Source organism: Pseudomonas sp. NPDC087029 (assembly GCF_044745345.1).
Classification (GTDB): Bacteria; Pseudomonadota; Gammaproteobacteria; order Pseudomonadales; family Pseudomonadaceae; genus Aquipseudomonas; species Aquipseudomonas faucium.
In genome coordinates this window covers 39,827-65,181 of the sequence record NZ_JBIVAB010000016.1, presented here as the reverse complement: position 1 = coordinate 65,181, position 25,355 = coordinate 39,827, and the positions used below count along the sequence as shown (strand labels likewise).

The 25,355-nt window shown below is 64.5% G+C and carries 19 protein-coding genes; 8 read left to right on the top strand and 11 right to left on the bottom strand.

The genetic code is table 11. The features are described 5' to 3' along the window. The first annotated feature begins 2 nt into the window (after positions 1 to 2). The 3 genes from ACIPG5_RS21515 (at position 3) to ACIPG5_RS21505 (ending at position 2,391) form a co-directional block, all read left to right on the top strand. Complete coding sequence (locus ACIPG5_RS21515) at positions 3 to 542, top strand: gluconokinase (RefSeq protein ID WP_176510809.1); 540 nt, start codon at positions 3 to 5, stop codon at positions 540 to 542. A gap of 112 nt (positions 543 to 654) precedes the next feature. Further along, positions 655 to 2,007 (top strand): GntP family permease, encoded by a 1,353-nt coding sequence (locus ACIPG5_RS21510; protein WP_176510808.1) that lies wholly within the window; start codon positions 655 to 657, stop codon positions 2,005 to 2,007. Between the two features lie 84 nt (positions 2,008 to 2,091). After that, on the top strand, positions 2,092 to 2,391 hold the full coding sequence (locus ACIPG5_RS21505; protein WP_176510807.1) for a hypothetical protein: 300 nt from the start codon (positions 2,092 to 2,094) through the stop codon (positions 2,389 to 2,391). 113 nt (positions 2,392 to 2,504) lie between these two features. Here the strand turns inward: ACIPG5_RS21505 and ACIPG5_RS21500 are convergent, their stop codons facing one another. The 4 genes from ACIPG5_RS21500 to ACIPG5_RS21485 all read right to left on the bottom strand — a co-directional run bounded on the left by ACIPG5_RS21500 (position 2,505) and on the right by ACIPG5_RS21485 (position 7,797). Continuing rightward, on the bottom strand, positions 2,505 to 3,929 hold the full coding sequence (locus ACIPG5_RS21500; RefSeq protein ID WP_176510806.1) for a sigma-54 dependent transcriptional regulator: 1,425 nt from the start codon (positions 3,927 to 3,929) through the stop codon (positions 2,505 to 2,507). Then, complete coding sequence (locus ACIPG5_RS21495; RefSeq protein WP_401378007.1) at positions 3,898 to 5,397, bottom strand: sensor histidine kinase; 1,500 nt, start codon at positions 5,395 to 5,397, stop codon at positions 3,898 to 3,900. Before ACIPG5_RS21495 ends, ACIPG5_RS21500 begins: the two co-directional genes overlap by 32 nt. 269 nt (positions 5,398 to 5,666) lie before the next feature. Next, positions 5,667 to 7,124, bottom strand: a complete 1,458-nt coding sequence (locus ACIPG5_RS21490; RefSeq protein ID WP_401378004.1) for a sensor histidine kinase — start codon at positions 7,122 to 7,124, stop codon at positions 5,667 to 5,669. Positions 7,125 to 7,203: 79 nt separating this feature from the next. Next, the gene (locus tag ACIPG5_RS21485) at positions 7,204 to 7,797 is read right to left on the bottom strand and encodes a transglycosylase SLT domain-containing protein (RefSeq protein ID WP_401378001.1); all 594 of its coding nucleotides are present in this window, start codon (positions 7,795 to 7,797) and stop codon (positions 7,204 to 7,206) included. A 190-nt stretch (positions 7,798 to 7,987) separates the two neighbouring features. Between ACIPG5_RS21485 and gspG the strand changes: the two genes are divergently transcribed. Further along, positions 7,988 to 8,413 carry a type II secretion system major pseudopilin GspG gene (gspG, locus tag ACIPG5_RS21480; protein ID WP_176510802.1) on the top strand — a complete coding sequence of 142 codons (426 nt, stop codon included), beginning with the start codon at positions 7,988 to 7,990 and terminating at the stop codon, positions 8,411 to 8,413. A gap of 11 nt (positions 8,414 to 8,424) precedes the next feature. Continuing rightward, positions 8,425 to 9,615 (top strand): type II secretion system F family protein, encoded by a 1,191-nt coding sequence (locus tag ACIPG5_RS21475; protein WP_401377997.1) that lies wholly within the window; start codon positions 8,425 to 8,427, stop codon positions 9,613 to 9,615. A gap of 1 nt (position 9,616) precedes the next feature. Here ACIPG5_RS21475 and xerC read toward each other — a convergent pair whose 3' ends face one another. Then, positions 9,617 to 10,531, bottom strand: a complete 915-nt coding sequence (xerC, locus tag ACIPG5_RS21470) for a tyrosine recombinase XerC (protein ID WP_176510800.1) — start codon at positions 10,529 to 10,531, stop codon at positions 9,617 to 9,619. A gap of 156 nt (positions 10,532 to 10,687) precedes the next feature. On the opposite strand from xerC, the gene ACIPG5_RS21465 reads away from it, so the two are divergent. Both ACIPG5_RS21465 and ACIPG5_RS21460 read left to right on the top strand, forming a co-directional pair. Then, positions 10,688 to 11,335, top strand: a complete 648-nt coding sequence (locus tag ACIPG5_RS21465) for a DUF1345 domain-containing protein (RefSeq protein WP_401377993.1) — start codon at positions 10,688 to 10,690, stop codon at positions 11,333 to 11,335. Between the two features lie 284 nt (positions 11,336 to 11,619). Next, positions 11,620 to 11,880 carry a DUF1652 domain-containing protein gene (locus ACIPG5_RS21460; protein WP_176510798.1) on the top strand — a complete coding sequence of 87 codons (261 nt, stop codon included), beginning with the start codon at positions 11,620 to 11,622 and terminating at the stop codon, positions 11,878 to 11,880. Between the two features lie 53 nt (positions 11,881 to 11,933). Here ACIPG5_RS21460 and ACIPG5_RS21455 read toward each other — a convergent pair whose 3' ends face one another. Continuing rightward, entirely contained in the window at positions 11,934 to 12,311 is a 378-nt protein-coding gene (locus ACIPG5_RS21455) for a hypothetical protein (RefSeq protein ID WP_401377990.1), read from the bottom strand. A gap of 489 nt (positions 12,312 to 12,800) precedes the next feature. Between ACIPG5_RS21455 and ACIPG5_RS21450 the strand changes: the two genes are divergently transcribed. Continuing rightward, positions 12,801 to 13,931, top strand: a complete 1,131-nt coding sequence (locus ACIPG5_RS21450; RefSeq protein ID WP_401377987.1) for a hypothetical protein — start codon at positions 12,801 to 12,803, stop codon at positions 13,929 to 13,931. On the opposite strand, the gene ACIPG5_RS21445 is transcribed toward ACIPG5_RS21450, so the two are convergent. The 5 genes from ACIPG5_RS21445 to ACIPG5_RS21425 form a co-directional block, all read right to left on the bottom strand. Beyond that, entirely contained in the window at positions 13,924 to 16,017 is a 2,094-nt protein-coding gene (locus ACIPG5_RS21445; RefSeq protein WP_401377984.1) for a putative bifunctional diguanylate cyclase/phosphodiesterase, read from the bottom strand. The two genes, ACIPG5_RS21450 and ACIPG5_RS21445, sit on opposite strands and share 8 nt — an antisense overlap. Before the next feature lie 240 nt (positions 16,018 to 16,257). Then, positions 16,258 to 17,745 (bottom strand): efflux transporter outer membrane subunit, encoded by a 1,488-nt coding sequence (locus tag ACIPG5_RS21440; RefSeq protein WP_401377981.1) that lies wholly within the window; start codon positions 17,743 to 17,745, stop codon positions 16,258 to 16,260. Then, positions 17,742 to 20,849, bottom strand: coding sequence for an efflux RND transporter permease subunit (locus ACIPG5_RS21435; protein WP_176510793.1), 3,108 nt, complete (start codon positions 20,847 to 20,849; stop codon positions 17,742 to 17,744). The genes ACIPG5_RS21440 and ACIPG5_RS21435 overlap by 4 nt, the downstream gene beginning before the upstream one ends. Continuing rightward, a complete protein-coding gene (locus tag ACIPG5_RS21430) occupies positions 20,846 to 23,944 on the bottom strand; it encodes an MdtB/MuxB family multidrug efflux RND transporter permease subunit (RefSeq protein WP_236235733.1) in 3,099 nt (1,032 codons plus the stop codon). The genes ACIPG5_RS21435 and ACIPG5_RS21430 overlap by 4 nt, the downstream gene beginning before the upstream one ends. Then, a complete protein-coding gene (locus ACIPG5_RS21425; protein WP_176510791.1) occupies positions 23,941 to 25,242 on the bottom strand; it encodes an MdtA/MuxA family multidrug efflux RND transporter periplasmic adaptor subunit in 1,302 nt (433 codons plus the stop codon). The genes ACIPG5_RS21430 and ACIPG5_RS21425 overlap by 4 nt, the downstream gene beginning before the upstream one ends. Between the last annotated feature and the right edge of the window lie 113 nt (positions 25,243 to 25,355).

Below are 25,355 nucleotides of genomic sequence, written 5' to 3'. Positions count from 1 at the left end.
GAATGAATGCTCCCCTGTCCGCCATCGTGGTGATGGGTGTGGCCGGCTGCGGCAAAAGCAGCATCGGCGCCGCCATCGCTGCCAGAAGCGGCGGCCGCCTGATCGAAGGCGACGCGTTTCACCCTGCCGAGAACATCCGCAAGATGAGCGCCGGCATCCCCCTGGACGACAACGACCGCGCCGGCTGGCTGGTGCGCCTTGGCCAGGAGCTGCAAGCCACGGTCAGCGCCGGTGAGCGGCCCATCCTCACCTGTTCCGCGCTCAAGCGCCGCTACCGCGACACCCTGCGCGAGGCGATGCCGGCGCTGGGCTTCGTGTTTCTCGAGCTCACCCCGGCAGAGGCGGAAAAGCGCGTGCTCGCCCGCCCCGGCCACTTCATGCCGGCGAGCCTCATCGAAAGCCAGTTCGCTGCGCTTGAGCCGCCCCACGACGAAGCCCTGACCCTGCCGCTGGATGCCACGCAGCCAGTTGCCGCCCTGGCCGAGATCGTCGACGCCTGGCTAAAGCCCTGCGGTGAGCGGACCCTGGCGCGGACCGCCTGAACCGGCGGTTTTTCCGGCTCACCTGAGACAGCGCTGTCTCGACGCCTGAAGGCGGCGAAAGTTCAATCAAGCAACGCCAAAAAAACAACGATAAGACCGAGGCATAACCACCATGTTCGGACTGGCTACAGATACCTACCTGCTGCTCGACGCGCTGGTAACCATCGTCGGGCTGATTCTGCTGATCACCCATTTCAAAGTGCACCCCTTCGTCGCCCTGACCCTGGCCGCAGGCTTTCTTGGCCTGACCTCCGGCATGCCGGTGGCCAAGGTCATGAAATCGTTCCAAGACGGGTTCGGCGGGGTGCTCGGCTTCGTCGGCATCGTCCTGGCCCTGGGCACCATGCTCGGCAAGCTGATGGCCGACTCCGGCGGCGCCGACCAGATCGCCCAGACGCTGATCCGCGCCTTCGGCAAGAAGAACGTGCACTGGGCGATGATGTTCGCCGCCTTTCTGGTCGGCATCCCGCTGTTCTTCGAAATCGGCTTCGTGCTGCTGGTGCCGCTGGTGTTCATCGTGGCGCGGCGCTCGGGGGTGTCGCTGATCAAGATCGGCATCCCGCTGCTGGCCGGCCTCTCCGTGGTCCACGGCCTGGTGCCGCCGCACCCGGGCCCGCTGCTGGCGATCGGCATCTTCCACGCCGACATCGGCAAGACCATCTTCTATGGCCTGCTGATCGCGCTGCCCACGGCCATCATCGCCGGCCCGCTGTTCGGCAGCTTCATTGCCCGCTACATCCCCGGCAACCCGTCACAGGAGCTGATGGACCAAATCGCCAAGGAGTCCGACCAGAACAACCTGCCCAGCTTCTCCATCACCCTGATCACCGTGCTGCTGCCGGTAGCGCTGATGCTGCTCAAGACCTTCGCCGACGTGGTGCTGCCGGCCGAGCACATCGTGCGCCAGTGGATGGACCTGATCGGCCACCCCATCACCGCCTTGCTGGCCGCGCTGTTGCTGGCCTTCTACACCTTCGGTTCGGCGCGTGGCTTCAGCCGCCAGCAGATCATGAAGATGCTCGACCAGAGCCTGGCGCCGACCGCGGCCATTGTGCTGATCGTCGGTGCCGGTGGTGGCTTCAAGCAGATGCTGGTGGATACCGGCGTGGGTAATGTGATCGGGCAGATGGCGGTGCAGGCACAAATTTCACCGATCATGCTGGCCTGGCTGGTGGCGGCGGTGATCCGCATCGCCACAGGTTCCGCGACCGTGGCGACCATTACCGGTGCCGGCATCGTCGCCCCGGTGATCGACCTGGTGCCTGGGGTCAACCGCGAATTGCTGGTACTGGCCACCGGTGCCGGCTCGCTGATCCTCTCCCACGTCAACGACGCAGGCTTCTGGCTGGTCAAGCAGTACTTCAACATGACCGTGGCAGAAACCTTCAAGACCTGGAGCATGATGGAGACGATCCTGTCGATCGTCGGCATCATCTTCATCATGTTGCTGTCGACGGTGGTGTGACCGCTGATCGGGGTGATGGCACCTTGGCGCGCCGGGTAGGGCCGAACAGAAGTACACGCCCTACCCTCGCAAAGGAGCCTGCCCATGACCCGCACCAGCTTGTTGCTCGCTGCCCTGCTCGCCTCGCCGTTGGCCCTGGCGGTCGGCACCGGCCCGACCTACCCCGATGACCCGCACAACCCGGCGCCGCAGCCGGGTGTCGACAGCACCCTCAACCCGATCGAAAAACCCATGCCGCGGGACACTGACCCGCGTATCCAGGGCAATGATCCAGAAAGCCCGCCTGCCAAGCAGAATGACAACCGCGACCTGCCGGGGATGGATGGCAGTGGCTCGGAAGGCACCGGTGGGCGAAGTGGTGGTGGCGAGGGAAGTCAGCGCTGAAATGGGCAAGGGGCTGCCGTGCAGCCCATCGCCGGCAAGCCGGCTTGTATGGTGATACTCGAAGGGGTGGTGGGAGCCGGCTTGCCGGCGATTGGGGCGCAAGGCGCCCCGCCTCACCACTGGCGCTTGTCGGGCCGGGTAAGCCCGAGCTTCTCGATCCGATAACGCAGCATGTCGCGCGATAACCCGAGCATCCGCGCCGACTTGGTCACATTCCAGTCAGTACGGTCCAGGGTCTTGCACACCAGGTCCCGCTCCATGTCCGGCAGGCTCGTGCCCGGCTCCGGCTCATGGCGCGGCACTTCGTGTAGCGCGGGCGCAGGTGGCGTGAAGGGTTCATCGACCAAGGTCATGCACAGGTTGAGCTGGTGCGCGTGGATCAACTCGCCAGGTGCCAGCAACACGGTCTGCTCCAGCATGTTGCGCAACTCGCGCACATTCCCCGGCCAGCTGTACCCCAGCATCAGGTTTTCGGCCTCGGCGCTGAAGCGCAGGTTCGGCTTGCCATAGCGGCGCCCGTGGTGGGCCAGGAAATGCCGCGCCAGCAACAGCACATCCTGCCCGCGGGCATGCAGCCGCGGCACCTTCAAGGCGATGATGCGCAAGCGGAAGAACAGGTCGCGGCGAAACTTGCCCTGCTGCACCATCTGCTCCAGGTTGCAGTTGGTGGCGCTGATGACCCGCAAGTCGACCTTGCGCTCCTTCACCGCGCCGATGCGCCGGATGCTGCGATCCTCCAGCAGCTTGAGCAGCTTGGCCTGCAGCAGCAGGTCCATCTCGCCGATCTCGTCGAGAAACAGCGTGCCGCCATCCGCTGCCTCGACCAGGCCCACGCGGCGCTCCTTGGCGTCGGTGAAGGCGCCCTTCTCATGGCCGAACAGCTCGGCCTCCAGCAGGTTGGCAGGAATGGAGGCACAGTTGAACTCGATGAACGGCCCCTTGCTGCGCGAGCCGTCGAAGTGCAAGGCGCGGGCGACCAGCTCCTTGCCCGTGCCGGTGTCGCCCTCCACCAATACCGGCGGCAGGTCGTCGCTGGCCATGCGCCGTTCGGCGTCGAGCACCTGGCGCAGGGTGTGCTTGAGGGTGTGCATCACCGGCGACTCGCCGATCAGCGCCCCCAGCCCGGATTTCTGCGCCTCGCGCTCCTGGTAGAACGACAAGGTGCGCTCCATGCGGTCGGCCGCCAAGGCCTTGTCCAGGGTCAGCTTGAGCTCGGCCAGCACCACCGGCTTGGTCAAGTAGTGAAAGGCACCCTCCTTCATGGCCAGCACGGCGTCTTCGATGTTGCCGTAGCCGGTCATCATGATCACCTTGAGCTGCGGCACCTGGGCTACCAGTGTGCGCAACAGGTCATGCCCGCTCATGCCGGGCAGCGAGTTGTCGGTCAGCACCGCATCGGGCTGGGCTCGCTTGATCTGCTCCAACGCAAGCTCTGCGTTGTCGCACAGGGTCACCTCGTAGCCTTTGAGGCTCAGGTAGGTACGAATGTTCTCACCGAGGATTTCATCATCCTCGACTACCAGGATGCTCTGCTCCATGGTCCCCTCCCGCTGCGCTATTGAAAGTAAGGCTGACGCGGGTTCCTTCCTCTTCGCGGCTGGTCAGGCTGACCGTACCGCCAAAGCGTTCCATGATTCGCTTGACCAATGCCAGGCCAACGCCAAGGCCGCCCTGCTTGGTGGTGAAAAACGGCTTGAACACCATGCGTTCCTGCTGCTGGGTCATGCCCTTGCCGGTGTCGCTGAGCGACAGTTGCACGCGCAGGCCTTCCAGCACGCTGACCTGGGCACGCAGCTCACCGCCCTTGGGCATGGCTTCCAGGGCGTTGGCGAACAGGCTGTTGAGGATCTGCGTCAGCTGCAAAGGCTGGCTGGCCACCCATTGCGCCTGCGGGCCTTCGAAGCAGAAGCGCACACCATTGCGCTGAATCTGATGGGCGAAGGCCAGGTGGGTGTCCTCGATGGCAGCCACCAGGTCCACCGCTTCGGGGTGCTCGCTGGTCGGGCGCAACGACACCAGAAGCTCGCGCACCCAGCGCGACATGCGGTCGACCTGGCTGATGACGTCGTGCAGGTTCTTCTGCGCCTGCGGGTTGGCGATTTGCTCGGCCAGCTCGGCACTGGAGCGGATGTTGGCCAAGGGATTGCGCAGGCTGTGGGCCACCGCCGAAGACATCTCGCCCAGGGCCACGTAGGTTTCGCTGGCCACCAGGCGCGCTTGCTGGTGCTGCAGCATCTGTGCGGCGCGGCGCACGATCCAGAACAGGCCGAAGTAGATCAGCGCCCCGCCCAGCAGGGTCGAGGCCCAGATCAGCACGTAGCCGCGCTGGATGCGCCGGATCAGGTCCTGGGGCTCCTTGTAGATTTCGACCATGGCCAGCACCTGCTCGCCCTGGCTGTCGAACAAGGGAATGTAGTTTTCGATGAACAGGTACTGCGGGTCGCGCTCGAACCTTTGCTCTTCCCGGCCGTCTTCGGCCTTGTGGTAGCTCGCCGAGACCGCCTTGCGCGAGCGGAAGGCCCGTTCCAGGTCACCGTCTTCGCCGATGCGCTTGCCGACCAGCGCATCGTTGGTCGACCAGACGATGGTGCGATCGCGAGCGTAGACATTGGCCAGCAAGGTGTCGGGCAAATGCGCTACATGATCGAGAAACTCCACCCGGGTCGACGCGGCCAGCGCCGGGGTGACCTGCAGGTGCTGCAAGTCCAGGCGCGGGTCGAGCAGTTCACCCAGGGTGGTGCCCGGGGGCAGCAGTGAGTGACGCACCTCGGCCTGGGCCATGGCCTGGATGAACTGGGCAGTGAGCATCGCATCGCGCTCGACACTGTCGCGCACCACGAAACGCGTGGACACATAGCCCAGGCTACCGGCCACGGTGGTAATGATCAGCAGGCTGATCACCGAGAACCAGCGCAGCAGGTTGAACTCCTGAAGCGGCACGGCCAGGCCTGCGCCGGGCAGCCTGGCCGTCTTGGGGAAAACTGGGTCTTCCAGCGTCTGCTGCATCGCTTAGTTCCCGCTCAGGGCTTGCGTTCAGAAGACCACCATCGCCTTCCATCAGGGCAGCCACCGCTGCTCGATCGTCGCATCTATCGCTCAGCTAGCAAAAAGCCAGCCAGCGAATTTAATAATCAAGATATCTATATTTATCAATGACTTGCTTAACATTAAAAAGGTGATTTCGAGATTTAACCCCCACAAGTGGGGCATTTGTACCCAAATTGCTATTAAGCCTTATTAATCAAACGCTTAGCATCAACTTATGAGATTCAAGATTAGCTTGGAGCTTTTCGAAAACTCAGTGAAACCCGCGTCCCATGGCCCTCGCTGCTGCTCAGCCTTACCGAGCCGCCGTAGCACTCCATGATGCGCTTCACCAATACCAGCCCCACACCCAACCCACCTGGCTTGGTACTGAAGAACGGCCTGAACGCCATGCGCCGCTGCGCCTCGCTCATGCCCTTGCCGCTATCGGACAGGCGCAGGGTCAGGCCGCGCCGGTCCTGCTTGACCACCTCGACGCGCAAGCGGCCGCCCTGCTCCATCGACTCCAGGGCATTGGCGATCAGGCTGCTGAAGACCTGCCCGAGCAAGGCCGGCTGGCCCAGCACCTTCACTGCCGGCAGCGGTTGCAGGTCCAGGGCAACGCCGCTGCGCGCCAACTGCACGGCAAAGGTTTGCAGGCTCTCGTGCAGGGCCTGCGGCAGGTCGACCGGCACCGGCTGATCGTTGAGTGGCCGCAGCGAATGCAGCAGCTGGCGTATCCAGTGCGACATGCGATCGACCTGGCTGATGATGTCGTTGACGTTGCGCTGCACCGGGCCCTCATCGAACGCCTGCGCAAGTTCGGCACTGGAGCGGATGCTGGCCAGCGGGTTGCGCAGGCTGTGCGCCACCGCCGACGAGACCTCGCCCAGGGCCACGTAGGTTTCGTTGCTGATCAGGCGCTTCTGCTGCCCCGCCATGATCCGCGCGGCGCGGCGCATGATGGCGTACAGGCCGACATAGACCAGGCCGGCACCCAAGGCGATGGCCAACCATATGCGTAGCAGCCCATGTTCGATGCGCACGATCAGGTCGTGGGGCTCCTTGTAGATCTCCACCATGGCAGTGACGCTGCTGCCCTCGGCATCGAACAAGGGGATGTAGTTTTCGATGAACAGCTGCTCGGGTGGGGTCACGAACTTCTGCTCGGCGCGGGCCTGCTCGAAGTCGTGGTAGCTGGCGGAGACGCGCATCTTGTATTCGAACGCACGGTCCAGGTCTTCGTCGCTCTCGATGAGCTTGCCGATCAAAGCCGGGTTGCTCGACCAGATCACCGTGCGGTCGGGGGCATAGATATTGGCCAGCAGCATGTCGGGCAGGTGGGCGATATGGTCGAGAAACTCGCCCCGGGCCTTGCGCCTGGCTTGTGGGTCGACGTCAGGCAGGGCCGCGTGATCGGTGCGCGGGTCGAGCAGTTCGCCCATGGTACGCACATTGGGGATCGACACGTGGCGCACTTCAGCGTCGGCGATCGAAGTGATGAACTGGGCGGTCAGCAACGCATCGCGCTCGACGCTTTCATTGATGATGAAGCGGCTGGAGATCAACCCCAGCCCTGCCGCCACCGGGACGATGATCCCCAGGCTCACCCAGCCATACCAGCGCAGCAGGTTGAACGGCCTGCGCGCGGCAGGCGCCTCGGCGCAACCAGGTGCCTGGGGCATGTCGGAACGCGTCGCGATGTCCATGCTGGGCTCCACTGCCGGGCACCTGTACAGAGGTTATAGCCCAGAGTTGGGCAAGCCATCGCCGGGAATGGCCGTGCGGTCACAGCGGCGCATCGTCGGCCAGGCCCTGCAGCTTGCGGTACTCGCGCAGCACGCTGGGCACGTAGCGCCGGGTTTCGGCGAACGGCGGCACCGCGCCCCGGCGCAGCACCGCATCAGGGCCTGCGTTGTAGGCCGCCACGGCCAGGGTGATGTCGTTGTCGAACAGCGTCAGCATGCGCTTGAGGTAGCGCGCGCCGCCCTGCACATTGTCCTCGGGGTCGAGGGCATCCTGCACCCCCATCTCTCGCGCGGTATCCGGCATCAGTTGCATCAGGCCGACCGCACCCGCCGCCGAACGGGCCTTGGGGTTGTAACCCGATTCGGCCTTGATCAACGCGTGCAGCAACGCCTGCGGCACGTTGTGCGTGCGCGCTGCGGCGGCCACCAGTTCGGCATAGGGCCGCCCGGTGACCAGCTGCGCATTGGCCGGGCCGGCCTGGGCGAGCGGTTCGCTGATCACCCGCGCATAGTGGCGTCCTGGCCGGTGAACGTTGCTCAGCACATAGCCACCCTTGGCATCGACGCTGATGTACACATCGGCCTGGGTGGCGCCTGCCGCCAGCCACAGTAGGCCCAGGATCATTGCACGCATGTCGGTCGCCTCCCCGCCGTGCCCCCGATGTGGGGGAAATACCCCGGAAAACCCGGGCTCTGGTGCTGCGACGCAAGCACTGTGCCGCTTGCCATGGCGCATGGCGCAAGGGCCCGAGGCAGACGTGCACGGCAGTTGCATGCAGCAGCGAAACCCCGCAAAAGCATGTCCCATGCAGGAGGGCTTCACCATGCAGCGCACACCCAATCGCCATCGCGGCTTCACCCTGCTCGAACTGCTGGTGGTGCTGGTGGTGCTCGGCTTGCTGGCCGGCATCGTCGCGCCCAAGTACTTCAGCCAGCTCGGCCGCTCGGAAGCCAAGGTGGCCCGGGCGCAGATCGAAGGGCTGGGCAAGGCCCTGGACCTGTATCGCCTGGAGGTCGGCCACTACCCCAACAGTGAGCAAGGGCTGCAGGCGCTGGTTGCCGCCCCCAGCGGCGAGGCACGCTGGTCGGGGCCCTACCTGCAAAAAGCGGTACCCCAGGACCCGTGGGGCCGCGCCTACATCTACCGCCAGCCTGGCGAGAGCGGCGGCGAGTACGACTTGTTGTCGATGGGCAAGGATGGCCAGCCCGGCGGCGATGGCGAAAACGCTGAAATCACCAGTTGGCAGTAAGGAGCAAGGCCATGCGCTACAGCCTCAAGGCCCTGGGAAGACAGGGGGTGGTGCAACTGCAGATCGATGCCGATGACCAAGAGCAGGCCCGCCGCCAGGCCGAAGACAAGGGCCTGCGGGTGGTCAGCGTGCGCGGCCAGGGCAATGCCTTGCGTGGGCTGGCCTGGCGCCGCGAGGCGGCCTTCGACCTGGTGCTGTTCAGCCAGGAATTGACCACCCTGCTGCACGCCGGCCTGCCCTTGATCGATGCGCTGGAGAGCCTGGCCGAAAAGGCCGTCGGCGCACGGGTGCGCAAGGTGCTGGCGCAGCTGGTGCGCCAGCTGTACGAAGGGCGCTCGTTGTCCCAGGCGCTGGCCCTGCAACCGCAGGTGTTCCCGCCACTGTACGTGGCCCTGGTGCAGTCCAGCGAACGCACCGGTGCCCTTGGCGACGCCCTGCACCGCTACATCGGTTATCGCCAGCGCCTGGACCTGGTGCGCCAGAAGCTGGTCGGCGCCTCGGTCTACCCGCTGCTGCTGTTGCTGGTGGGCGGTGGCGTGGTGCTGTTTCTGCTTGGCTATGTGGTGCCGCGCTTTAGCCTGGTGTTCGAGGGCATGGGCAGTGAACTGCCATGGCTGTCACGCGTGCTGATGCAGGTCGGCCTGTTTCTGCACGCCCAGCAACTGCCCCTTGCGCTAGCGACCGTGGCCGGCGTCGGCGCCCTGGTGCTGCTGCGCCGTCAACCGTGGGTGCGGCGCTGGGGCTCACGCCAGTTGCGGCGCCTGCCGGCCTTGCACGCGCGGCTGCTGATGTACGAGCTGGCGCGTTTCTACCGCTCACTGGGCATCTTGCTGCAGGGCGGCATCCCCATCCTGACGGCCATGGGCATGGTGCAAGGGCTGCTCGGCAGCGCCGCCGCGCAGGGCCTGGCGCAGGCCAGCCAACGCGTGGGCGAAGGGTTGGCGCTGTCCGAGGCGCTGCAAGCCGGGCAACTGGTGACGCCGGTATCGCTGCGTTTGCTGCGCGCTGGCGAGCAGTCCGGCAACCTTGGCGAAATGCTCGAGCGCTGCGCGGACTTTCATGACCAGGAAATCGGCCGCTGGGTGGAATGGTTCGTGAAACTGTTCGAGCCTTTGCTGATGACCTTCATCGGCTTGCTGATCGGCCTGATCGTGATCTTGATGTACATGCCGATCTTCGAGTTGGCTTCCAGCATCCATTGACTCAGTAGTCGAACCGATCCACCGCCCGCCGCCGCTCGTTGTCATCGCGCCGGTCGTAGCTGGCGGTGGTCTGGATGTTGGCGTGGTGCGCCAGCTTCTGGGCAATCGACAGGTCGTGCTCTTCGATCACCCGGGTGATGAACGCCCGGCGAAAATCATGGGGCATGATCTTCACCCCCACCTGGGCGCCGCGCTGGCGGGCGATGTAGTAGATGGCATGCTTGGTGATGCGCGCCCGGGTGATGTGGTTGCCGCGGCGGATGCGGTTGAACAGGAACGGGTCGTCCGCCGCGCCCTCGGGCAGCGCCTCACGGCGCAGGTCGAGCCAGGCCTGCAGCTTTTCGAATGCCCAGGCCGGCGCGTACTTGATCAGCTGCCGGTTGCCCTTGCCCGTGACCTGCAGGCTGCGCGCCTGGAAGTCGACCTGGGCCAGGTCGATGTCCACCGATTCGGACTTGCGCATGCCAGTGCCGTACAGCAAGGCGATGATTGCCGCATCACGCACGCCCTGCGGGCGTGGGTCGGCGGCGCACAGCTCCATCAATTCGCGAATCAGGCTGCGGCGCAGGTTGCGCCCCGGCGGCAGGCGGCTGCCGCTGGCCGGCTTGACCTCACGAATCCTCTGCAGCCGCTCATGGTCGATCAGGCCCTGGCGCCAGGCTTCGTTCATCACCCCGCGCACGGCATTGACATACAACGACGAGCTGTTGGGGGCGTAGCCGTCGGCACGCAACGCCGCCACCAGGCCGATCACATGGCCGGGCTCGAGCAGGTGCCAGGGCACTTCGGCCAGGTTGCAATCGATGAAGCCAAGCCGGTCGGCGGCGTCCTGCAGGATGTAGCGCATGGTCTGCTGGCTGGAGGGGGCCAGGCGGGCCAGGTACTGCAGCAGGGGATTTTGCGAAAGGTCGGACAAAACGTGAATCCTGTAGCGGTGCCTGGCGCGCGGTAGCCCCAGGCGTGAAGCGGCCGTGCCATTTCCTTGGATTTCAGGGGCTTCGACACGGACATGAGTGGGAAATGTTATCCCATAGGCTATCGTGGTAGCCATGACTCCCTGTCGCGAGGCCCCATGGCACTGCACCACCTGACCCGCACCCACCCGCGCCTGAGCATTGCCGCCGTGGCCGGCATCCTCAGCGCCTGGCTGATTCCTGCCGACGACATCGTGCAGCGCATCCTCACCGGCTGGAACCTCGGCGTGTGGCTGTATCTGCTGCTGGTGCTGTGGCTGAGCTGGGGCGCAAGCCCAGAGAAGGTCCGCAAAGTCGCCCAGGTAGAGGACGAAAACGCAGGGCTGGTGCTGTTCACCGTATGCATCGCCGCCATCGCCAGCCTTGCCGCAGTCACCCTGCAACTGGTGTCCAGCCGCGGCCTGCAAGGCAGCGACCTGGTGCTGCACTACCTGTATACCGGCTTCACCGTGGCGGGCTCGTGGCTGCTGATCGGCTGCATCTTCAGCCTGCACTACGCGCGGCTGTTCTACACCGATGACGACCACGACCCGGTGCTGCGTTTTGCCGACGGCGAGCACAACCCGGACTACTGGGACTTCCACTATTTCTCGTTCACCATCAGCGTCGCCGTGCAGACCTCGGACGTCGGCGTTGGCGGGCGCGGCATGCGCCGGGTGGTGCTGGCCCATTCGGTGGTGGGTTTCGTGTTCAACACGGCGATCCTGGGTTTTACCATCAACATTGCCGCTGGCCTGCTCGGTTAGCAGACGCGCCCACCCGCTGCCGCTTGTCCGAAAATGCTGTGCGCCGATTGCCGTTAAAAATGGCAGAAGTTGCCCATCGCGCTCGCGTAGGCGCAAAAAGAAAACGTTTGCACTGCCCTTGGCCGCCATACGGCGTTGATGGCCACTGTGTGACAGGGATCATGCATTAGCACAATTGTCTTATTTCCCACGCAGTATCGGGAATTCAGGTGCTATCTTTAGGTTCCCGGCGGCCACCGCCTGGCCACCGCTCACCGCTTCCAGGCACGGACAAGGAGGCTGGCATGAACAAGATGACGTTCCCCAACGCCTGCCAGGTGATGCGCTGGCACTTTCACCCGCTTGGCTTCGAAGCCAGCATGGATGCACCCCGCAGCATGATCGCCCGCCTGTTCGATCGGGGCACCGGCGAAACCTTGCTGGCCATTGCCGGTATTCCCTGCAGCGCGATCATGGCCGCAGCGGATGTCGAACGCATCATCGAGGCGGTGGAGGCAGAGATGGATGCGTTTTTTCCGGCCTATACGCTAAGAGATGCTGTGTAATCACTACCCCTTCACCCTCGTCCGTTCACCATAGGCAAGATAGCGGTGAAGGCTCAATGGCTCCCAATCATTCCGCTCTTCAGCTTGTAATTCGGGCATAAAAAATCGATATGAAATCCTGATCGCCCATCTCCCACTGCCACATGAATACCCGCCACACCCTCGTTGAGCTGCGAGTTCACGGCGTAATCAAGCTTACTAGATACCGAACGATTAACCCCCACTGCAAATTCAGTTAAGCTCGCGCCCCGCTCACCCGCGGCAGCTACCAACAAGTCGATATACTCCCGGCCCTGCACAATAAAAGAGTTCATTGCATTATTCTCAATGACAGCCGTAGCACCATGCAGTGCAACACTCTGTACAAGCTCATCCAAACTCCCCTTCAACGTCATCCCTTCAAAGTTTTCATCGCGCAATACCAGCAACACCCCAACCACTTCGAGAACACCAGAAAATGAGAATGGACAGGGGTATCACGATTTGTGTGTGCGTGGTGAATCTCAAAGAACTCCGCCACAGAGCGAATATAAGAGCCCTGCAAATCCTCCGCGAGCGTTGCAAAGGCCACAGCATTGTCAAGTAGTCAGATATCAGGATCCGCCCAAACTAGTGGCGCCCAGCCAAAATTATCGGACCCGCTCATGACCCGCATAAGACCCGCCAGAGGTTTGTTTTCCATATTCAAGATTCCTTTTGATTAAGCCCGAAGTGGGCACTTCCTTTTTTAGTTCCATTACAGGTCAGCAGCAATGAAAAATTTGTAACATGCACAAGTAGGTAATTTCCGTAGGAATTTTCGCAGCACTGCAATTAAGGAAGCTTCCTACAGAAACTTCTTTTTTTCCAATGCTGCATTGCCACATGAAGCCTTTGGACTTAGGGTTGCTTGCTCCCGCCTTACACGGAACCCTGAAGTAATGGACAAACTATTAATTAGTAAAGAAAAGCTTGAAGCGGCATTGGAAATACCCGACCTCACCCTCGACACGCCAACACCTCATGCAATCAACCTTTTATTGCAAGAGTTACTGAGCAAACTCAAGCACCGAGGCTGGCCAGATGCCAATATCGTTACCGGGCCGCGCGTGGTGACGGCCGAAGAAAATTACGGCCTGCTTGGCTATTCATCAGACGAAGTGACGTTGGGCAGTGCGCATACCCGCTGGGTAACTTCAGAGCGCCTGCTTCGAACACAAACTACAAGCAGCATACCCTGCGCTTTGCAGGAAGCTGCGTCGATGCGACGCCCAGGGGAACAGCTATTGATAGCGGCGCCAGGCATCACATTTCGCAGAGATACGCGTGATCGCTGGCATTGCGCAGAGCCGCATCAGATGGACCTATGGCTACTCTGCGACCGCGAGCAAGCAACCGCAGAGCGTTTACTTCAGTTGGTAGGAGACATTATCGAATCAGCAGTGCCCGAGATGGCCTGGGCACACGCACCTAGCCCACACCACTACACCGAAGGCGGAATCGAAGTTAACGTCCTTGCGCCTGATCGCGCAGTGGAGGTCCTGGAGTGCGGGCGCATCGCCTCTTCTTTGCTCGAACGACTGAACATCGATGCACATTGCCATGGAGGCCTGGCTCTGGGCATGGGCCTTGATAGGCTGGTCATGCTGCGTAAAGGCATCCCAGACATCCGATTACTCAGAGACCCACACCCCAAAGCTCAGGCCCAAATGCTAAACCTGCTGCCCTGGAAAGAAATCTCCAGATTACCCTCCACTTGCCGAGACATTTCATTGGCCATGGCCCCCGCCCAGAGCGTGGAAAGCATCACCGAAAAGATCATGGCGGCCGCAGGAAACAGGGCGGATTGGATAGAACAAGTGGTGGTCAAAAGCCGCTGGCCAGAGACGGCACTTCCTGAACAGGCCAAACAGCGGTTAGGCCTGCTGCCTGGTCAGGAGAATGTACTGCTGGGCATAGAATTGCGTGACTGCTCCCGGTCTATCACCGCACTGGAGGCCAATGAACTCTATGAAGAACTACAAGCCGCACTCCATGAAGGCGCCGTTGGCGGCGGTTACAGGCTCAGTTGACCGTCAATGTTTCCGAGCAATCCGCTAATGACTGCAGATTGGCCATGAAACGCTCTGCCGGCACCGGCTGCCCCAGCAAATAGCCTTGCAGCGAATCGCAGCCCAGCCGGGTCAGGAAGTCCTGCTGCCGGTCGGTTTCCACGCCCTCGGCGACAATCCGTAGCCCCAGCGCCTGCCCCAGCGCCACGATCGCCGAGACGATCGCGGCATCGTCGCTGTCCTGCTCCAGGTCGCGCACGAAGCCGCGGTCGATCTTCAGTTCGTTGGCGGGCAGGCGCTTGAGGTACATCAGGCTCGAATAACCCGTGCCGAAGTCGTCGATCGACAGGTCCACGCCCATGTCGGACAAGCGCTGCAGCACCGTCAGGCTGGCGTCGGCGTCATGCATGGCGGTGGTTTCGGTGATTTCCAGGGTCAGCTGGTTGGCCGGCAGGCCGTTCTCGCGCAGGGCACGGGCGACGCTGTCGACAAGGCCTGCGTGGCAGAACTGGATGGCCGACAGGTTGACCGCCATGCGCCAGTGCTCATGGCCTTGGTCGAGCCAGTGACGCATCTGCCGGCAGGCTTCATCGAGCACCCACTCGCCGATCGGGATGATCAGCCCGGTCTTTTCCGCCAGGCCGATGAAGCGGTCGGGCAGCAGCAGGCCATGCTGCGGGTGCTCCCAGCGCAGCAAGGCTTCGGCACCGATCGGGGTGCAGGCCTGGGCGTCGAACTTGGGTTGGTAATGCAGGCGGAACTGGCGCTGCTCCAGGGCCATGCGCAAATCCTGCAGCAACTGCAGTTGCTGGCGGGCGTTGCTGTTCATCGACACGTCGAAGAAGCTGTAGCCGTTCTTGCCGGCGCTCTTGGCGTGGTACATGGCGGCGTCGGCGTTGCGCAGCAGTTCGAGCTGGTCCTGGCCATTGCCGGGGTACAGCACGATCCCCAGGCTGGCCGTGAGCTGCAGGTCGTGCTCGGCCACGCGGAATGCTCGCGACACTAGGTTGACCTGCTTGACTGCCACGTCCATGGCGTCGTCAGGCTCCTGCAGCTCAACCAACAGCACGAATTCGTCGCCGCCGATGCGCGCCAGGGTGTCCTGGCTGTGCAGGTGGCCGCGCAAGCGCGCGGCCACGGCCTTGAGCAGCAGATCGCCGACATGGTGGCCGAAGGCATCGTTGACCGGCTTGAAGCCGTCCAGGTCGATGAACATCAGGGCGAAACAACCGCCCTGCTCCGCCACCTTGCCGATGGCCTGCTCGATGCGGTCCGACAGCAGCGTGCGGTTGGGCAGGCCGGTCAGGGTGTCGTGCAGGGCCAGTTGGGTGAGTTCCTGGTTGGCCAGGGTCAAGGAGCGGGCCAGCTCTGCGGTGCGGGCTTCCAGACGGGCGTCCAGCACCGAGGTCAGCAAGGCCACCGCCAGCACCGCCAGGGTGGTGATCAGTACCAGGTAGACCAGGCCATCGCCCTGCAGGCCAGCGCCCAGGGCGCCGCAGAAACTGCCTACAGGGAAATTCGCCGCAGCCATGCCGGTGTAGTGCATGCCGACGATGGCAAGGCCCATCAGCACCGCCGCCAGGCCGCGGACCTGGCGTACATACGGGGTGTGCTGGCGCAGGCGGAAGGCAATCCACAAGGCCGCCGCCGAGGCGCCGACCGCTATGGCCAGGGAGGCGCCGAACAGCGTCGGGTCGTAGTCGATGCCCGGCAGCATGCGCAGCGCCGCCATGCCGGTGTAGTGCATGCAGCTGATGCCCGCGCCCATGATCAGGGCGCCGAAGGCCAGTTGCAGCATCGGCAGGCTCGGTTGGCTCACCAGCCACAAGGCAAAACCGGACGACAGCACGGCAATCAGCAGCGATAGCGCGGTCAGGCCGATGTCGTAGCCCAGGTCGATCGGCAGGCTGAAGGCAAGCATGCCGATGAAGTGCATCGACCAGACGCCGATGCCCATGGCCAGCGCCCCGCCGCTCATCCACAGGTAGACCGCCCGGCCCTTGGCCGTGGCGATGCGGCCGGTCAGGTCAAGGGCGGTGTAGGACGCCAGGATGGCCACGCACAGCGAGATCAGGACCAGCGAGAAGGAGTAGCTACCGGTGAGCATTGGGAGTTCCAGCGTCGGGACAGGGGGCCCCGGAAAAACTGACGATTGTACTCAAGCTTTGGCGAAACGCACGGGGTTTTTGCGAATGGGAATGGATCCAATAAACCGGGCCGACCTGTGGGAGCCGGCTTGCCGGCGATGGGCCGGAGCAGGCGGATTCGGTCAGCCTGTTCGGGCCTCATCGCCGGCAAGCCGGCTCCCACAGGGGGGGGTAGGAGACTTCAGAGATTGCGGGGGGCCTCATTGCTGCTGGGCAAACGCCTGTTCTGCGTCCCAGCCACCGCCCAGCGCGGCAATCAGCTGCACACTGGCCACCAAGCGCCCCTGCAGCAGGTTCAGCACGCTGCGCTCGTTGCTCAGCGCGGTGGTCTGCACGTTCACCACATCCAGGTAGCCGATCAGCCCGGCGCGGTACTGGTTCTCGGTCAGGCGCAGCGATTCACGGGCTGCATCCAGCGCTTCCTGGCGCACCCCGGCCTCGTCGGCATACACCTTCAGTTGCACCAGGTAGTTCTCCACTTCCTTGAAACCATCGAGCACGGTCTGGCGATACTGCGCCACGGTCTGGTCGTACACCGCGACGGTACGGTCCACTTCGGCGCTGCGCTTGCCGGCATCGAACAGGGTCAAGGCAAGCTGCGGGCCCACCGACCAGTAGCGGTTGGGCAACTCGATCCAGTTGCTGAAGCTGCTGCTGGAGTAGCCGCCGCTCATGCTCAGGCTCAGGTCCGGGAAGTAGGCGGCGCGGGACACGCCGATGTTGGCGTTGGCCGCCATCACGTTACGTTCGGCCGAGGCAATGTCCGGCCGCCGTTCGAGCAGTTGCGACGGCAGGCTGACGGGAATCTGCGGCAAGGCCGGGATGTTCTTGCTGTCGGCCAGGGCAAAGTCTGCCGGCGCCCGGCCCAGCAACACGGCAATGGCGTTCTCGAACTGCGCGCGCTGCCAGATCAGGTCGATCAGGTCGGCCTCGGTGCTCTTGAGCTGGGTACGCGCCTGAGCGACCGCATCCGGGCCGGCAACCCCGGCGCGGTATTGGTTTTCGTTCATCCGCAGCGAGCGCTGGTAGGCCGCCACGGTGGCTTCCAGCAGGCGCTTCTGCTCGTCGATCACGCGCAGCTGCAGGTAGTTCTGCACCAGCTCGGACTGCTGGCTGAGGCGGATGGCGGCCAGGTCGGCAAAGCTCGCTTCAGCGCTCGCCTCGTTGGCGTTGAGGGTCTCGCGCAGCTTGCCCCACAGGTCGATTTCCCAGCTCACGCCCAGCTGCGCGTTGTAGGTGTTGCGAATGCCGCTGCTGTTGTTCGACAAGCTGGAACTTGAGCTGCCGGTGCCCTGGGCCGAACGGTTCTTGCTCGCGCTCAGGTCCAGGCTCGGGAACAGCGAGGCGCGGCTGCTGCGCACCAGCGCTTGGGCCTGGCGGTACTGGGCTTCGGACTGGGCGACGGTCTGGTTGCTGCGGTTGAGCTCCTCGACCAGGGCATTGAGCCCTTTGTCACCGTACACCTCCCACCAGGCGCCACGGGCAATGGCATCGGACGGGCTGGCCTGGGTCCAGCCTTCGGCCTGCTTGAACTGCGCCGGGGTGCTCAGCTCGGGGCGGTGGTAGTCCGGGCTCAAGGTACAGGCGCTGAGCAGCGCCACGCACAGCCCGGCGCCGACCAGGCGCGAGCCGCGCCCGCGAGTCAGCAGCTGCAGGGCACGGTGAAGTGGGGTCTGGGCAAAAGTCATAGCGGAGTTTCCAGGGCGGCGTCGGTGCGCACGCCGCGCCAACGGTTGAATCGGTGGCGCAGGCGGTCGAGGTAGAGGTACACCACCGGCGTCGTGTAAAGGGTCAGAACCTGGCTGAAGACCAGCCCGCCAATGATGGTCAGGCCCAGCGGCTGGCGCATCTCGGCGCCCTCGGCACTGCTGAGCAGCAGCGGCAAGGCGCCGAGGATGGCGGCCAGGGTGGTCATCAGGATCGGCCGCAGGCGCAGCAGGCAGGCGCGGCGGATCGACTCTTCCGGGGTCAGGCCCTGGTGGCGCTCCAGCTGCAGCGCCAGGTCGATCATCAGGATGGCGTTCTTCTTCACCACGCCAATCAGCAGGAACAGGCCCAGCAGCGAAATCAGGCTGAACTCCCCGCCCGTGGCGTACAAGGCCAGCAAGGCGCCGACCCCGGCCGAGGGCAAGGTGGAGAGGATGGTCAGCGGGTGGATGTAGCTTTCGTAGAGGATGCCCAGCACAAGGTACACCAGCACCAGCGCGCCGAGGATCATGAACGGCTGCCCTTCCTGGGTCTTGGCGAAGGCATTGGCGGTACCGCCGAGCTTGGCGATCACTTCCTCGGGCAGGCCGACCTTGGCCACCGCCCGCTCCACCGCGGCCATGGCCTGGTCGGTGCTGTAGCCTTCGGCAACGTCGAAGGCGATGTCCTCGGAGGCGAACTGGCCCTCGTGGCTGACCCGGTCGTTGGCCAGGCTGTTCTCGTAGTGGGCGATGGTCGACAGCGGCACCCGCGCGCCGTCGCCGGTGATCACCTGCACCTGTTCCAGGGTGCTCGGGTCCCAGGCGTACTTGGGGTTGATCTCCAGCACCACCTGGTACTGGTTGAGGCTGTCGTAGATGGTCGAGATCTGCCGCTGGCTGTAGGCGTTGTTGAGCACCGAGGTGACCATGTCCATGTCGATGCCCAGGCGCTTGGCCTGGTCGCGGTCGACCACCAGGGTCACCTGCTGGGTACCGGAGCCGTCGCGGGCGTCGATGGCGGTGAGCTCGGGCAGCGCGCGCATCGCCGCCACCACTTTCGGGAACCACTCGCGCAGGGCCGCGAGGTCGCCGCTCTGCAGGGTGTAGAGGTACTGCGAGGAGGTCTGGTCGCGGCCACCGCCGCCCAGTTGCAGGTCCTGGTCGGCCATCAGGAACAGCCGCCCACCCGGCACCTTGGGCATTTCCTTGCGCAGGCGCTCGATGACCTTCTGCGCGTCGAGCTTGCGCTCGCTGATCGGCTTGAGGCGCACCAGCACCATGGCGTTGTTGGTGCCGCTGTTGCCACCGATGAAGCCGGCCACGCTCTGCACCGCAGGGTCGGCGAGCAAGGCGCGGCGGTAGATTTCCATCTTCGGCTGCATCACGCTGAACGACAGGCCGTCGTCGCCGCGGATGAAGCCGATCAGCTGGCCGGTGTCCTGCTGCGGCATGAGGGTTTTGGGCACCACCACGTACAGCGCGATGTTCAGGCCAATGGTCGCCAGCAGGCTGAGCAGGGTCAGGCGCTTGTGGCGCAGGGCCCAGCCCAGGCTGGTGTCATAGGCGCCGACCATGCGCCGGTGCAGGTTGTCGCTCCAGCGCTGCAGGCGGGTCGGTTCGGCCCGGTGCGGCTTGAGCCAACGGGCGCAGAGCATCGGTGTGAGGGTCAAGGACACCACCAGCGAGACGATGATCGCCGCCGCCAGGGTGATCGAGAACTCCTGGAACAGGCTGCGCACGATGCCGCCCATGAACAGGATCGAGACGAACACCGCCACCAGCGAGACGTTCATCGACAGCAAGGTGAAGCCGACTTCCTTGGCGCCGAGAAACGCTGCGCGCATCGGCGGCTGGCCATCCTCGATGTGCCGGGAGATGTTCTCCAGCACCACGATGGCATCGTCCACCACCAGGCCGGTGGCGAGGATCAGCGCCATCAGCGACAGGTTGTTCAGCGAGAACCCGCACAGGTACATCACCGCGAAGGTGCCCACCAGCGACACCGGCACCGCCAGGCTCGGGATCAACGAGGCGCGCAGGCTGCCGAGGAACAGGTAGACCACCAGGATCACCAGCGCCACGGCGATCAGCAAGGTGTGCTCGGCCTCCTTGAGGGTGGCCTTGATCACCGGCGAGCGGTCCATGGCCACGTTCAACTGCACGTTGGCCGGCAGCAGCGACTGCAGCGCCGGCAACTGCGCCTTGATCTGGTCGACCGTCTCGATGATGTTGGCGCCGCTCTGGCGGTTGACCACCAGCAGCACCGCGCTCTGGTCGTTGAAGAAGCCACTGTTGTAGCGGTTCTCGACGCTGTCGGTGACGGTCGCCACGTCAGACAGGCGCAGGATCGTGCCATTGGCCTGGCGGATCACGATCGGCTCGTAGTCCTTGGCGGTTTCCAGCTGGTCGTTGGCGCGCACCTGCCAGCTGCGCTCGGGGTCTTCGACATAGCCCATGGGCCGGCGCTGGTTGGCATTGGCCACCGCCGTGCGCACCTCGTCCAGCGACAGGCTGTACTGGTTGAGCAGCTGCGGCTCCACCGCGATGCGCACCGCCGGCAGCGAACTGCCGCCGATCTGCACCTCCCCTACCCCGATGACCTGGGCCAGGCTCTGGGCCAGGATGGTGTCGGCCAGGTCGTACAGCTGGCCCTTCTGCAGCACGTCCGAGGTCAGCGACAAGACCATGATCGGTGCCTGGGACGGGTTGAACTTCTTGTACGTGGGCATGCTGCGCATGCCGCTGGGCAGCAGGTTGCGGGTGGCGTTGATGGCCGCCTGCACCTCGCGCGCCGCGCCGTCGATGTCACGCCCCTGGTCGAAGCCGATGATCACCCGGGTCGAGCCCTGGTTGGAGCTGCTGGTCAGGGTGCTGACCCCGGCGATGCTGCCCAGCTTGCGCTCCAGCGGCGTGGCCACGGTGGCGGCCATGACCTCGGGGCTGGCGCCGGGCAGGTTGGCCTGCACCACGATCACCGGGAAGTCCATCTGCGGCAGCGGCGCCACCGGCAGCAGGCCGAAGCTGACGCCACCGAGCAGCATGATCGCCAGGCTCAGCAGCATGGTCGCCACCGGCCGGCGAATGAACGGGCCCGACAGATTCATGCCTGGGCCTGCTGGGTATCGGTGGCCGGGCGCCAGCGGCGTGCCAGGCGGTCGAAGTACAGGTAGATGACCGGGGTGGTGAACAGGGTCAGCACCTGGCTCACCAGCAACCCGCCGACCATCACCAGGCCCAGCGGCTGGCGCAGCTCGGCGCCGGAGCCGGTGGCGAGCATCAGCGGCACCGCGCCGAACAGCGCGGCCAGGGTGGTCATCAGGATCGGCCGGAAGCGCAGCAGCGCGGCCTGGTAGATGGCATCCTGCGGGCTCATGCCCTGGTGGCGCTCGGCCTCGAGGGCGAAGTCGATCATCATGATCGCGTTCTTCTTGACGATGCCGATCAGCAGGATGATGCCGATGATGGCGATCATGCCCAGGTCGTTGCCGCTGATGATCAGCGCGAGCAAGGCGCCGACCGCCGCCGATGGCAGGGTCGAGAGGATGGTCACCGGGTGGATGTAGCTCTCGTAGAGCACGCCGAGCACGATGTACATGGTCACCACGGCCGCCAGGATCAGCAGCAAGGTGCTCGACAGCGACGCCTGGAACGCCTCGGCGGCGCCCTGGAACTTGGTCTGCACGCCGATCGGCATGCCGATGTCCTGCTGCACCTGCTCGATCACCTGGACCGCCTCGCCCAGGGACGCGCCATGGGCCAGGTTGAACGACATCATCACCGCCGGGAACTGGCCGATGTGCGAAATGGCAAGCTGAGCCTGACGCTGCTCGATGCGCGCCAGCGCCGACAGGCGCACCTGGCCGCCATCGGCCGACTTGACGTGGATCGACTCCAGCGCCTGCGGGCCGATGGTGGCCGCGTCGCGTGCCTGCAGCACCACCCGGTACTGGCTGGCCTGGGTGTAGATGGTGGAGATCTGCCGCTGGCCGAACGCGTCGTACAGGGCGTTGGTGATCTGTGCCACGTTGATGCCCAGGCGGCTGGCCATGTCGCGGTCGATCACCAGGTACACCTGCAGGCCCTTGTCCTGCAGGTCACTGGCAACGTCCTGCAGTTCCGGGCGTTGCTGCAGGGCCTCGACCAGCTTGCCGCTCCATTGCGCGAGCAGGTCGGCGTCGGGCGAGGACAGGCTGAACTGGTACTGGGTGCGGCTGACCCGGTCTTCGATGCTCAGGTCCTGCACCGGCTGCATGAACAGGCGGATGCCGACCAGCTTGTCCAGTTGCGGCTGCAGGCGGCCGATGACCTCGGCCGCGGTCACGTCACGCTCGCCGTGGGGCTTGAGGTTGATCAGCAGGCGGCCACTGTTGAGCGTGGCGTTGTCGCCGTCGACACCAATGTAGGACGACAGGCTCTGCACCGCCGGGTCCTGCAGGATCACCTTGCTCAGGGCCTGCTGGCGTTCGCTCATGGCGGCGAACGAGGTGGACTGCGGCGCCTCGGAAATGCCCTGGATCACGCCCGTGTCCTGGGCCGGGAAGAAGCCCTTGGGCACCGCCAGGTAGAGCACCACGGTCAGGCCCAGGCTGGCCACGGCCACCAGCAGGGTCAGCGGCTGGTGCCTGAGCACCCACTGCAGGCCACGGCCGTAATGCTCGATCAGCCAGTCGATCCAGGCGCCGCTGGCGCGGTAAAAGCGGCCCTGCTCTTCTTCCTTGGGCTCGCGCTTGAGCAGGCGCGCGCACATCATCGGCGTCAGGGTCAGCGACACCACCAGGGAAATCAGGATCGCCACCGCCAGGGTGATGGCGAACTCGCGGAACAGCCGGCCGACCACATCGGCCATGAACAGCAGCGGAATCAGCACCGCGATCAGCGAGAAGGTCAGCGAGATCAGGGTGAAGCCGATCTGCCTGGCGCCCTTGAGCGCTGCCTGCAGCGGCGTCTCGCCTTCTTCGATGTGGCGGGAGATGTTCTCCAGCATGACGATGGCATCGTCGACCACGAAACCGGTGGCGATGGTCAGGGCCATCAGCGTCAGGTTGTTGATCGAGAAGCCGGCCAGGTACATGACCCCGAAGGTGCCGATCAGCGACAACGGCACGGCGATCGAGGGAATCAGCGTGGCGCTGAAACGGCGCAGGAACACGAAGGTGACCATCACCACCAGGACGATGGCGATCAGCAGTTCATGCTGCACGTCCTTGACCGCGGCGCGGATGGTCTGGGTGCGGTCGGTGAGTACCGAGACATCGAGGCCGGCCGGCAGGTTGTCGGTGATCGAGGGCAGCAGTTCCTTGATGCGGTCTACCACCTCGATGACGTTGGCCCCCGGCTGGCGCTGGATGTTCAGCAACACCGCCTGGTTCTGGTTGGCCCAGGCGGCCAGGCGCTCGTTCTCGGCGCCATCGACGATTTCGGCAACGTCCCTCAGGCGCAGCGGCGCGCCGTTGTTGTAGGCCAGGATCAGGTTGGCGTACTCCTCGGGGGAGCGCAGCTGGTCGTTGGCGTCGAGCATCGACACCCGGGTCGGGCCGTCGAAATTGCCCTTGGGCTGGTTGACGTTGGAGGCACCGATCAGGGTGCGCACGTCGTCCAGGTTCAGGCCGTTGGCGGCCAGCGCATCGACGTTGACCTTGACCCGCACCGCCTGGCGTTGGCCGCCGGCGATGCTGACCATGCCCACCCCGCTGATCTGCGCGAGCTTCTGCGCAACGCGGGTATCGACCAGGTCGTTGAGCTTGGGCAGCGGCATGGTCTTGCTGGAAATTGCCAGGGTCAGCACCGGCGTGTCGGCCGGGTTGACCTTGTTGTACACCGGCGGCGCCGGCAGGTCGCTGGGCAACAGGTTGCTGGCGGCGTTGATCGCGGCCTGCACCTGTTGCTCGGCCACGTCCATGTTCATGTCCAGGCTGAAGCGCAGGGTCAGCACCGAGGCGCCGCCGGAGCTGGTCGAGGCCATCTGGGTCAGGCCGGGCATCTGGCCGAACTGGCGCTCCAGCGGCGCGGTGACGGCACTGGTCATCACCTGGGGGCTGGCGCCGGGGTACAGGGTCATGACGCGGATGGTCGGGTAGTCGACCTGGGGCAGCGCGGCGACTGGCAGCAGCTTGTAGGCGATCAGGCCGGCCAGGACGATGGCCAGCATGCTCAGCGTGGTGGCGACCGGGCGAAGGATGAACAGGCGCGACAGGTTCATGCGCCCGCCTTGCCTGCTGCTTTGCCGGGTTGGGCTTCATCGGCCTGGGCCGAGCCTTTGGCGTCCTGGCCTTGCAGGTGCTGGCCGGGGGTGGTCGGCACTTGCGAGCTGTCTTCGACCACTTCCACCTTGGTGCCTTCGCGCAGACGGTCGGTGCCTTCGAGCACCAGGCGCTCGCCGGCCTTGAGGCCTTCGACGATCACGCTGTTCTGGCCGTCGCTGGCGCCGACCTTGAGCTTGCGAATGTTGACCGTGTTCTGGTCATTGACCACATAGGCGAAGGTGCCGTCATTGCCGAACTGGATCGCCGCCGCCGGGGCCAGCACCACCTGCTTGAGGGTGTCGGCCAGCAAGCGCACGTTGACGAACTGGTTGGGGAACAGCGCCAGGTCCTTGTTCTCGAAGCGGCCCTTGAATTTCAGGGTGCCGGTGGTGGTGTCGATCTGGTTGTCGATGCTGCCCAGCACGCCCGTGGCCTGCATTTTATTGTCGCTGCGGTCCCACGCCTCGACCGGCAGGCTGGCGCCGCTGCGGTAGCGCTCGAGCACGGTGCTCAGCTCGGTTTCCGGCAAGGTGAAGGCCACGCTGATCGGCTCGGTCTGGGTGATCACCACCAGGGCGGTGGCGTCGTTGGCCGCCACCAGGTTGCCCAGGTCGAGCTGGCGCAGGCCCACGCGGCCATTGATCGGCGAGCGGATCTGGGTGAAGTCGAGGTTGAGCTTGGCGTCGTTGACCTGGGCCTGGTTGGTCTTGACCAGCCCCAGGAACTGCGCCACTTGGGCCTCGGCGGTGTCGAGGGTCTGCTTGGCGATGCTGTCTTCGGCGAACAAGCCTTTATAGCGCGCCAGGTCGACCTGGGCGTTCTTCAGCTGGGCCTGGTTCTGCGCCAGGGTGCCTTCGGCCTGCTGCAGGGCGATGCGGTAGGGGCGTGGGTCGATCTCTGCGAGCAGGTCGCCCGCCTTGACCTGCTGGCCTTCCTTGAAGTGGATCTTGACCAGCTCGCCGGCAACGCGGCTGCGCACGTTGACCGTGTTGAGCGCGGTGACCGTGCCCAGGGCCTTGTAATAAAGCGGGAAGTCGCCCACCCGCACCGGGTCGACACGCACCGGCACAGGGTCAGTGGAGCCACCGAAGCCTGGGCGCCCGCCCATGCCCATGCCTTTGCTCGGGCGCCCGCCCACCGCCTCTTTATGGGCAGGCGTTGCAGGCCACAGCCACCAGGCCAGCAGGGCCACCAGCAGCAGGATCAGCAGGCCGACGAGCCAGCGACGGGGGGATCGGGAGACAGAAGCTTGCATGGGTTGAACGAACCTTGTTCGAGATGACGGCTTGGGGAGGGTGAACGATAAGCACTGGCATCGTTTTAGCAAAGGGCCTTTACCAGAGGTTTACCTTTGCCTGACGTTGCCAA